We start from the raw sequence: 11,191 nt of genomic DNA, 5'->3' as shown, positions 1-11,191 counted from the left end.
TCGACTACCTCTGCAAAGAGAGCAACACGGGCTCGATGATCAAGATCCGCGTGCTCAACGCGGGCAAGCGAGAAATCGTGCGCGATTTCAAGGCGGCCTCGGAGTTCGATCAGAGCGCCTTGTTCAAGAAGGTGTACGAAGAGGAAGTCGGCACGTTCGGCGGCGCGCCGTTCGGTGCGCTCGTCGGCGATTTCGAGCTCACGCGGCAGCCTGAGGACATGTACTTCATCGAGCAGATGTCGCATGTCGCCGCCGCTGCGCATGCTCCGTTCATCACGTCGGCGTCGCCTGAGATTCTCGGCCTCGAATCGTTCTCCGATCTCGGCAAGCCGCGCGATCTGGGCAAGGTATTCGACACGGTCGAGTACGCGAAGTGGAAGTCGTTCCGCGAATCGGAGGATTCCCGCTATGTGGGCTTGACGCTGCCGCGCTACTTGGGCCGCCTGCCGTTCCATCCGAAGGACGGGCTCATCGCTGAAACCTTCAACTTCGTCGAAAACGTCGACGGCTCCGATCACAGCAAGTACCTCTGGTGCAACGCATCGTGGGCCTTCGCCGCGCGGCTCACGGCGGCGTTCGACGATTTCGGCTGGTGCGCGGCGATCCGGGGCGTGGAAGGCGGCGGTCTCGTCGAAGATTTGCCGACGCACACGTTCAAGACGGACGACGGCGAAATCGCCCTGAAGTGCCCGACCGAAATCGCCATTACCGACCGGCGCGAGAAGGAGCTCAGCGATCTCGGCTTCATTCCGCTCGTGCACTGCAAGAATTCCGATTACGCGGCGTTCTTCGCGGCGCAGTCGGTGCAAAAGCCGAAGAAGTACAACACGGACAGCGCGAACGCGAACGCCGTGCTGTCGGCGCAACTGCAGTACATCTTCTCGGTGTCGCGCGTCGCCCACTATCTGAAGGCGATGATGCGCGACAAGATCGGCAGCTTCGCATCGGCGCAAAACGTCGAGCAGTTCCTGAACCGGTGGGTCGCGCAGTACGTGCTGCTCGACGACAACGCCACGCAGGAGCAAAAGGCGCAATTTCCGCTGCGCGAGGCGTCGATCCAGGTGTCCGAGATCCCCGGCAAGCCGGGTTCCTACCGCTCCGTCGCGTTCCTGCGGCCGCATTTCCAGCTCGACGAACTGTCGATCTCGCTGCGGCTCGTGGCAGACCTGCCGAAGGCAGCCGGCGCCTAAGCCGAGAAGCGAAATCATTCCGAGCGCGGCCGGGGCCATGGCATGGGCCCGCGGCCGCATATAAACCGCTACCTGGGAGTTAGCAAGTCATGAAAGACGTCTATCTGAAGTTTGGCAATCCCGCCATCAAGGGCGAATCCGCTGACAAGGATCACAAAGACTGGATCGAGATCAGCACGTGGAACCACTCGATCGTCCAGCCGCGCTCGGCGACGGCTTCGACGGCCGGCGGCGGCACGGCCGAGCGGTGCGAGCATGGCGACATGGTGTTCACGAAGGACATCGACGTCGTCAGCCCGTTGCTCTACCAACACGCATCGGGCGGCACGACGTTCGACGAAGTGACGGTCGACTTCATGCGTTCGGACGGCGAAGGCAACCGCGTCAAGTACCTGGAGATCAAGATGAAGTACGTGATCATCTCGAGCGTGACGCCGAGCGTCGTCGGTGAAGGCCTGCCGACCGAGCAGTTCTCGCTCAAGTACGCTGCCGTCCAATGGAAGTACACGCAGCAGAAGGTCGGCGGCGGCCAAGGCGGTAACGCGCAAGGCGCGTGGAGCCTGACCAAGAACGACAAGACCTACGCGGTCTAAGTTCGTCGTAATCGATACGCCGCGCGCTCCTTGCAGAGCGCGCGGCGTATCGTCCTATGTGATCCGTTCGAATATATTGCCCGATGAAGCGCTTTGAACCGAGCCTGCTCGACAAGCTCTTCGACGACGATCCTCACTCGCCCGCGCCCGCGACGATGCGCCAGTGGTCGCTCGAGGAACTGAAAGGCCGCGTGGCGCGCGATGTCGAGGCGCTGCTCAATACGCGCATCGTGATGACCGAGGCGGAGTTGGCGAAGTTGCCCGAATGTCAGCGCTCCGTGTTGACCTACGGGTTGAACGATTTCGCGGGCTTGAGCCTGGCAAGCCATGACGACAGAACGTTCATCTGCGAATCCATCGAACAGGCGATCGCGCGGCACGAGCCACGGCTGCGCGAGGTGGGCGTGGCGCTCGAGGTGAACGAGCAATCGACCAACGCGTTGCACTTCGTCATCCGCGCGAAGCTCGTCGTTCATCCCGCCGAAGAGCCGGTCAGTTTCGACGCCATGCTGCAAGCGTCCACATTGCAGTATTCGGTTACGCGGTCGCGCCGCGGCACGGACGCGGCGCGTTCCCGAGTGCGCGAAGTGGGACTCGGCTAATCGAGAAGAGCGCACAGACGCGCCCTGAAGCAAGGCACGGCCGGCTTGGGGCGCCGGGGATCAAAGATGGAAGCGTTGTTGCCTTACTACGAGCGCGAACTGGCGTTTTTGCGCCGGTACTCGCGCGATTTCGCCGAGCGGTACCCGAAGATCGCGTCGCGACTTGCTCAAACCGGCGAGCAGGGGGACGACCCGCACGTCGAACGCATGATCGAAGCGTTTGCGCTGCTGACGGCCCGCGTCAACAAAAAGCTCGACGACGATCGTCCCGAATTGACCGAAGCACTGCTCGAAGTGCTGTATCCGCACTATCTGCGGCCGTTTCCCTCTTGTTCCATCGCGCAATTCAGCCTGCCTCGCGAAGCGGTGCCGACGCAGCCGAGCGTGATCGCGCGCGGTACGCCGCTGCGCTCGCGCGAGATCCGCGGCGTGCCCTGCCAGTTCCGGACGGCGTATGACGTGACGCTCGCGCCGTTGCGCTTGGCGCATGTGCGTCACACGCCGCTTGCCGAGGTCGCGCCGTCGGCCGTCACGTTGGCCGGCGATACGTCTGCGCTACTTTCGTTCACGTTCGAGACGATGCTGCCCGAAGGGACGCTCGGTGCGCTCGGTCTGTCGACGATACGGGCTTACCTTCATGGCGAGCAATCGTTCATCGCCGCGCTGACCGATTGCCTATTCGTGAAAGCGATCGGCGCTTACGTCGAAACGCCCGAAAGCCGTCGGTGGCGCTCGCTGGCGACGATACCGATCGAGCCCGCCGGCTTCGCCGAAGACGATGCGTTGATCGATTATCCCGCCAAGTCGCACCCCGCTCATCGGGTCCTCACCGAGTACTTCGCGTTCCCGGAGAAGTTCGATTTCATCGATTTCGATCTCGGGGCGATCCTCGAGACGGCAGGGCGGTGCAGGCGCGTGACGCTGCACGTCGCGCTGGGCGACATGCGCGATGAGCCGCATATCGAACGGCTCGTCGAATCGCTGAGCGTCAACCATGTTCGGCTGTCTTGCACGCCCGTCGTCAACCTGTTCGCGCAGCGCGGCGAGCCGATCCACGTGAGCCATGAAACGGTGGCCTACCCGGTCGTGGCCGACGCGCGTCATGCGGGCGATTACGAGGTCCACTCGATCGACGACGTGCGCCGCATCGAGACTCGCGCCGACGGGCAAACCATCACCGAATTCCGGCCGTTCTATGCGCTGCACCACGACGAGGCGGCGCGCGTGGGGCGCTATTGGTTCGCGCGCCGCAACGATTGGGTGGCGAAGAACAGCCCTGGCTACGAGACCGAGATTTCGATCGTCGACGCCCACTTCTCGCCGCTCGAAGCGCGCACCGATACGCTGAGCCTTTCGCTCACCTGTACGAATCGCGATCTGCCCGCGCGCCTCGCTATCGGGCTCGAAGGCGGCGATCTGTTTGCGCAGTCCGAGATCGGGGCGGGCACGATCGGGCTGCTGTCGCGGCCGACGCCTAGCGTGCGCGTGCCGCGCGACGCATCGATGGGCTGGCGGCTCGTGTCGCATCTGTCGCTCAATCACGTCTCGTTGGCGGCGCAGGGCCTCGCGCCGCTCAAAGAGTTGCTGGCGCTCTACGACGCACGGCGCACGGCGGTCTCGGCGCGGCATATCGCCGGCATCGTCGGCATCGAGCAACGGCCGGCCGTGCATTGGCTGCCGGGACGGCCTTATGCGACCTTCGTGCGCGGCGTGGAGATTCGCTTGACGTTCGATGAAGCACAGTATGTCGGCACGAGCCTCGCGACGTTCGTGGGCGTGCTCGACACCTTCTTCGGCCTGTTCGTCCGATTGAACAGTTTCGTGCAACTCGTGGCCATCGCAGGCCGCACAGGCGAGGAGATCATGCGATGCAAACCGCGCAGCGCGGCATCGACGCTGGCGTAGTCGAGCGGCTGCTCGACGAGCCGTATCGGTTCGAATTCTTTCAAGCGGTTCGGATGCTCGAGACATGGGCCTCGCAGCAGGACGAGCCCGTATCCGACGAGCGTCGTGATCCGGGCATCGCGTTTCGCAACAGTCTTGCGCTGACCTTTCCGCCGAGCGAACTCGAACGCGCCGTGCCGTATGACGAAGCCGGCGACGCGCTCGCCGGCATGGACGCGGTACGGACGGCGCTCGCACAAAGCAAAGTCGAGCGCGTCGAGCTGACACCCGCGTTCTTCGGTTTGCTGGGCGGGCAGGGCGCGTTGCCGCTGCACTACACGGAGCAATTGATCGCGCGTGCGCAATTGCAGCGCGATCACGCCGCGAGGGAATTCTTCGACGTCTTCTCGAGCCGCTCCACGGCGCTCTTTTACGGGGCATGGAAGAAGTACCGGCTGCCGTTTCACTACGAACTCGATCGGGACGAGCGCTACCTTCCGCTCTTGCTGTCGCTCGCCGGCACGCCCGACGCTCCAACGCGCGCGCATTTGCAAGAAGGCCCCGGGGCGGTGATCGACGAGGCGATCGCGGGCTATGCGGCGCCCGCGCGGCATCGGCCGATGTCGTACTCCTATCTCGAGCGGGTGCTGTCCGATTATTTTCGTGTGCCGGTGCGTGTCGGACAGTTTTCGGGAAAGTGGTATGCGGTGCCGCAAGAACGGCTGACGGTGGTGGGCGAACTCAATACGACGCTCGGGGCCACGGCGCTCGCGGGCGAGCGCGTGTGGCAGCGCGACATGCGCGTGCGGATCGTCGTCGGGCCCCTCACCAAGCGCGACTACGAAGCGTTTCTGCCCGACGAGTCGAACGCGATTGCGCTCGAACGCGTGCTCACGCTGCTCGCCGGCATTACGACCGAATACGAAGTATCGCTCGTCCTTGCGCGCGAGGAAGTGGGGATGAGCCGCCTCGGCCAGGGCGCGCGGCTCGGCTACGACGCCTTCCTCTGCACTCGCCCGGCCGAGCGCGACCGCGACGACGCGCGTTACGAACTGAACGTCATCCATTGACCCGACAAACGAAGAAAGCGAAATCGATCCGACATGAGTACACCCCTGAAGACCCTCATCGCCAAGCTCGACACGCTCTGCCTGAATGCCGCCACACGGGCTGCGAGCCTTTGCCTCGCGCGCGGCAACTACGAAGTCGATCTCGAGCATCTGCTGCTCGCATTGACCGAGGAGAACGCGAGCGATCTGTCGGTCGTACTGCGCGCGAGCGGGCTCAGTGCCGAAGTGCTGCGTACCGATCTCCAACGCGAACTCGAACGGTTCAAGACGGGCAATACGCGTACGCCGGTGTTTTCTCAGCATTTGATCTCGCTGTTCGAGCAAGCTTGGCTCATTGCCTCGCTCGATTCGCACGCGGCCCGCATTCGCTCAGGGCATTTGCTGCTCGCATTGCTCACGTCGCCCGAGCTGGCGCAGTTCGCCGAACGGATGTCGCCGGTCCTGACGAAGGTGCCGGTCGAACAGCTCAAGCATCGATTCGACGAAGCGACGGCGGGATCGAGCGAGGCGGAACGCGTCGCCGACGTATCGGCGAAGGGCGGGGCGCATGGCGGCGACGAGGGAATCGATTCGGCGTTACGGGCCTCGCCGTCGAAAACGCCGGCACTCGATACCTATACGACGAATCTGACGCAGCGTGCGCGCGACGGCGAGATCGATCCCGTGATCGGCCGGGAAGCCGAAATTCGGCAGACCATCGACATCCTCATGCGTCGCCGTCAGAACAACCCGATCCTGACCGGCGAGGCCGGTGTGGGCAAGACGGCCGTCGTCGAAGGGCTGGCGCTGCGCATTGCGGCGGCCGACGTGCCGGCGCCGCTCATCGGCGTGGCATTGCACGTGCTCGACATGGGGTTGCTGCAAGCCGGGGCGAGCGTGAAGGGCGAGTTCGAAAATCGCTTGAAGAGCGTCATCGACGAAGTCAAGAAGAGCGCGGCGCCGATCATCCTGTTCATCGACGAAGCACATACGATCATCGGTGCGGGCGGCCAAGCCGGACAGAACGACGCCGCCAACCTGCTCAAGCCCGCGCTTGCGCGCGGCGAGCTGCGCACGATCGCCGCCACGACGTGGGCCGAATATCGCAAGTACTTCGAAAAAGACGTCGCCCTCGCGCGGCGTTTCCAAGTGGTGAAGGTCGAGGAGCCGAGCGAGGCCCTTGCATGCGCGATGGTGCGCGGGCTCGCGCCGCGCATGGAGGCACATTTCGGCGTGCGCATTTTCGACGAGGCGATTACCGAGGCCGTGCGTTTGTCGCATCGGTACATCACGGGCCGGCAACTGCCCGACAAGGCCATCGGCGTGCTCGATACCGCCTGTGCGAAAGTGGCATTGGCACAGGGCGCCACGCCGGCTGCGATCGAGGACGCGCGCAAGCGGATCGAACGCATCGATGCCGAGATCGCGGCGCTCGAACGCGAGTGTGCCGCGGGAACGGCCGGGGCCGCGCACGACGAACGCCTCGCACGGCTGCACGCGGCGAGGGAGACGGACGTTGCGACGCTGGCCGCCGACGAAGCGCGTTATGAAGAAGAACGCGTGCTGGCGCAGCGGATCGGTGCCTTGCGCAGCGAGCTTGCCGAAGCAAAAGCTTCATCAGAGGCGCAGACGGCGAGCATCGATGCGCAAGCCGCGGTGCGTGAGGAACTGGCGCGGCTCACCTCGAAGCTCGAAGCGTTGCAGCAGACCAGCGCCATGGTGCCGCTACAGGTGGACGGACACGTCGTTGCGGCGATCGTAGCGGCATGGACCGGTATCCCGCTCGGCCGCATGGTCAAGGACGAGATCGGCACCGTGCTCGGCTTGAAGGATCTGCTCGCCGAGCGCGTGATCGGCCAGGACCACGCGCTCGACGCCATCGCGCAACGCGTGCGCACGGCCAGCGCGAATCTCGAGGATCCGAACAAGCCGCGCGGCGTGTTCCTATTCGTCGGCCCCTCGGGCGTCGGCAAGACCGAAACGGCGCTCGCGCTGGCCGATATCCTGTACGGCGGCGAGCGCAAGCTCGTCACGATCAACATGAGCGAATACCAGGAAGCGCACAGCGTGTCGGGCCTGAAGGGCTCGCCGCCGGGATACGTCGGTTACGGCGAAGGCGGCGTGCTGACCGAGGCCGTGCGGCGCAATCCGTACTCGGTCGTGCTGCTCGACGAAATCGAAAAAGCGCACCCCGACGTATTGGAAATGTTCTTCCAAGTGTTCGACAAAGGCACGCTCGACGACGCCGAAGGACGCGAGATCGATTTCCGCCATGCGCTGATCATCCTGACGTCCAACGTGGGTTCGGCGGCCGTGATGCAGGCCTGCTTGAATCAGGAAGCGCAGGCGCTGCCCGACGCCGACACGTTGGCCGAGCTACTGCGTCCGCAGTTGTACAAAGCGTTCAAGCCCGCGTTTCTCGGGCGCGTCAAAGTGGTGCCGTACTACCCGATTTCCGACGACGTCCTCGTTCAAATCATCGAACTCAAACTCGAACGGATTCGCGCGCGCGTGGCCGAGAATCACCGCGCCGCCTTCCGGTGGGACGAATCGCTCGTCGACGCGGTGCTCGCGCGCTGCACGGAAGTCGATTCGGGCGCCCGCAACGTCGACCATATTCTCAACGGCACGCTGTTGCCCGAACTCGCGCAGCACGTGCTCGGCCGCATCGCCCAGGGCGAGCGCATCGAGCACATTGACGTGCGCGCGCTGGAGTCGGGCGACTTCGAATACAAGGTAAGTTGATATGCCCATCGATCTCGAACCGCTCATCGCGCCGCTCGAGGGCGCCTCGCCGTGCGGCGAGGACCTGCTGTTCTCGTCCGATTTCGACGCGATCCAACACGCTCGCAAGTTCGACGACCCCTCGCTCGATCAGGGCGAGTGGGTGACTGAAATCAAGGAAGCCGATTGGGGCTTCGTGATCGAACGCTGCACGCTGTTGCTTAGGACGCAAACCAAGGACTTGCGCCTGGCTGCCTGGCTGACCGAGGCGTTGGCGATGAAGCAGGGCGTGGAGGGGTTCTCGCAGGGGTACACCCTGCTGGCGGCGCTTGCCGAGCGCTATTGGGATGCCGTGCACCCGTTGCCCGAAGGGGACGACGCCGAATATCGCCTCGGCAACGTGAGCTGGCTCGTGGGGCGCACGACGCAGTTGCTGCGCGAGGTGCGGCTCACGCAGTCGTCGGCGGGGGAATTCAGCGGGCTTGATTGGGAGGTGGCGGGCAGTGTCGCGCAAGCGATGCGGCGCGATCCCGAGCGAGCCGATGAGATCGCGCGCGGCAAGCCGTCGCTCGAACAGATAGAAGCGGCCAAGCGCGGGACGCCGCCTGCGTTCTACAAGACGTTGCTCACCGATCTCAAGGCGTTCCAGGCGGCTATGGTCGCGCTGGAGCAGGCGCTCGATGCTCGCGCGGGAAGTGCCGCGCCGAGTTTTCGGCAGGCGAAGGAGGCGTACGAGCACGTGTACGGGCTCGCCGAACGCTTTGCACGCGACGTCGGGGCGAAGCTGGACCCGACGAGCGCGCCGCCGCAACCCGATGCGGGCCCGAGCGGGCGCGCCGAACCTAGCTTCAAGACGGCTCCCACTCTCGAGACTTCGATGGCCAACAACACTGCTGCGCTCAACATTGCGCGCCCCGTGGGCGCGATTCAAAGTCGTGCCGATGCGGTGGCGCAGCTGCGCGCCGTCGCGCGATTCTTCCGCTCGACCGAGCCGCACAGCCCGGCTGCGTATCTCGCGGACAAAGCGGCGGAATGGGCCGACATGCCGCTGCACGAATGGCTGAGCACGGTGGTCAAGGACGACGGCTCGCTGACGCATATTCGCGAGTTGCTCGGGGTGAAGCCGGACGAGGCGAGTTGAGCGGCGCAAACATGCGATGAACGACTACCCCCAACCGGAAGACATCCTCCCGCACTACGAACGCGAACTGGCGTTGTTGCGCGGGTCGATGCGCGAGTTTTCGGAGCGCTTTCCGGCTCATGCCGCAAAACTCGGCATTTCCGGCGAGCACTGTGACGATCCGCACGTCGAGCGCCTTTTGCAGTCCGCCGCGCTGAGCAATGCGCGCGCGGCGGCACGCATCGACGACGACTATCCCGAAGTGCCCACCGAGATGTTGGAGCGGTTGCATCCCGAGGTATTGCGTCCCTTTCCGGCATGCTCGATCGTACAGATCCGGGCTGAGCCTAATCCGTCGAGCAGCGCGCGCACGATCGCGCGCGGAACGGAGTTCATGTCGCATCTGGGCAAGTACCGCTTTCGATCGGCGTACGACGTGACGCTTGCTCCGTTTTCCATCGGCCAAGTGCGATACGCCCCAGTGGCCCATGCGCCTCGGAGCGTGATTCTTCCTGCCGGTACGCTCGGCATACTCTCCGTCACGTTCGAAGCGCCTGAAGAACGAGCTGGCTTCGCAGCCGTGTCCGATCGTGTGCGGATCTTTCTGGATGGTGCGCCGCAGATTGCCGCAGCGTTGAGCGACGCGATCTTGCTCCATGCGATCGGTGCGTTCGCCGATCGGGATGACCGCGGAGAATGGCGGCCACTCGAAGCCGTACCGATTATTCCGGCTGGGTTCGATGACACGGACAGCGTGTTCGGCCCTGGGCCCCGAATGGAGTTTCCGTTACGCCTGCTGCTCGAGTACTTTGCGTTCCCGGAGCGGTTCCGCTTCATCGATGTCGACTTCGCGATGCTCAAGCAAACCGCGCTGGCCGGCACGCCGAACGCGGCTTCCGTCACGCTGCACTTGGCCATTGCCGGCGTCCGTCACGATTCGTCGATCGCGCAACGGTTGTCAGCCGCCAGCGCCGCGAATCTGAAGCTTTTCTGTACGCCCGTCGCGAACCTCTTTCAGCGCACCGTGGAGCCTGGCGGCGTGACAGAGGAACCGGGCGATGCCGAGCCGCGATATTCGATCGTGCCGAGTGGCGTGCCCGAGGTGGCCGATTCCGACGTGTGGTCGATCGACGAAGTGCATTTGGGCAAAGCCGGTTCATCGAACCGTGAATTGATCGAGCCGCTGCACGGATTCGGGCATCGCAAGTACTACGGCACGCCGGTGTGGGAGCGACTGCGCGACGGGCGGGCCGCACGGGAGAATCCGGGCCGCGAAACCGCGCTGGTACTGCGCAAGCTAGATGGCAAGGTAGGGCGGCTCGACCCGAAGGATCTGACGATCAAGGTCACGTGCACGAACAGAAATTTGCCGGCCGGTATGCCAATCGGCATGCCGGGCGGCGACCTCGAGGCGATCGGCGCTGAACTCAAATGCCCGATTGCGCTGTTGCGTCAGCCGACGCCCAGCCATTGGCCTCAGCCGGAGCGCGGTCACGGGTGGAAGCTTCTGGCGCAAATGACGCCGCATGTCTGTCGCCTCGATCAGCTTGGGCTTGCGGCCCTCAAAGCATTGTTTCGGCAATTCGCCGCCCATGCGGGCCGGCAAGCTTTGCATATCGAAGGCATGACCGGCCTGCGCTGGCGCGGCATGAAGCTTTGGACGATGGCCGCGGGCGTCGGGGGCTTGCAGGCCGGGATCGAAATCACGATGTCGCTCGACGAGCAGCGTTTCGAGGCCGAATGCATGAATACGTTTATCGGTGTAATGGATCGCTTCTTTGCCGCTTATGTGGACATCAACAGTGCGACGCAACTGATCGCGGTATCGGCGCGGACTGGAGCTGTGATTCGCAAATGTCCTCCCCGAGAAGGGCGGATGGCGCTGATTTAAAAGAAGAGGTTAAACATGAGTTTTGCTCCAATCGGAAACGCCGGAGGTGGCGGCGCGCCGTCGACGGGTGGACTGTCGGGTTTGGGCCAAGCCGCCGGGATAGCGGGCCAACTCGGTGCGCTCGCGGGTGTACCGGGC

The 11,191-nt window shown here is 64.2% G+C and carries 8 protein-coding genes; all 8 read left to right on the top strand.

The window, feature by feature from the left end:
• Positions 1-1,190, top strand: a 1,190-nt coding sequence (tssC, locus tag ACTHNZ_RS20235) for a type VI secretion system contractile sheath large subunit (RefSeq protein ID WP_440544359.1), incomplete at its 5' end; no start/stop codon positions are given.
• Between the two features lie 89 nt (positions 1,191-1,279).
• Positions 1,280-1,783: an Hcp family type VI secretion system effector gene (locus ACTHNZ_RS20230; RefSeq protein ID WP_102643802.1), complete on the top strand. Its 504-nt coding sequence runs from the start codon at positions 1,280-1,282 to the stop codon at positions 1,781-1,783.
• Positions 1,784-1,866: 83 nt separating this feature from the next.
• Positions 1,867-2,385, top strand: coding sequence for a type VI secretion system baseplate subunit TssE (tssE, locus tag ACTHNZ_RS20225; RefSeq protein ID WP_440544356.1), 519 nt, complete (start codon positions 1,867-1,869; stop codon positions 2,383-2,385).
• A 66-nt stretch (positions 2,386-2,451) separates the two neighbouring features.
• On the top strand, positions 2,452-4,290 hold the full coding sequence (gene tssF, locus ACTHNZ_RS20220) for a type VI secretion system baseplate subunit TssF (RefSeq protein WP_440544355.1): 1,839 nt from the start codon (positions 2,452-2,454) through the stop codon (positions 4,288-4,290).
• Positions 4,254-5,339 (top strand): type VI secretion system baseplate subunit TssG, encoded by a 1,086-nt coding sequence (gene tssG / locus ACTHNZ_RS20215; protein ID WP_440544354.1) that lies wholly within the window; start codon positions 4,254-4,256, stop codon positions 5,337-5,339. Before tssF (ACTHNZ_RS20220) ends, tssG begins: the two co-directional genes overlap by 37 nt.
• A 33-nt stretch (positions 5,340-5,372) precedes the next feature.
• Positions 5,373-8,063 carry a type VI secretion system ATPase TssH gene (gene tssH, locus ACTHNZ_RS20210; RefSeq protein WP_440544353.1) on the top strand — a complete coding sequence of 897 codons (2,691 nt, stop codon included), beginning with the start codon at positions 5,373-5,375 and terminating at the stop codon, positions 8,061-8,063.
• Between the two features lies 1 nt (position 8,064).
• The gene (gene tssA, locus ACTHNZ_RS20205; RefSeq protein ID WP_440544352.1) at positions 8,065-9,183 is read left to right on the top strand and encodes a type VI secretion system protein TssA; all 1,119 of its coding nucleotides are present in this window, start codon (positions 8,065-8,067) and stop codon (positions 9,181-9,183) included.
• Positions 9,184-9,199: 16 nt separating this feature from the next.
• Positions 9,200-11,053, top strand: coding sequence for a type VI secretion system baseplate subunit TssF (gene tssF / locus ACTHNZ_RS20200; RefSeq protein WP_440544351.1), 1,854 nt, complete (start codon positions 9,200-9,202; stop codon positions 11,051-11,053).
• Positions 11,054-11,191 lie beyond the last annotated feature (138 nt).

The organism is Trinickia sp. (assembly GCF_051953955.1).
In the GTDB taxonomy this organism is placed as follows: Bacteria; Pseudomonadota; Gammaproteobacteria; order Burkholderiales; family Burkholderiaceae; genus Trinickia.
The sequence above is the reverse complement of the archived record's forward strand: the minus strand, read 5'-3'. Positions and strand labels throughout refer to the sequence as shown.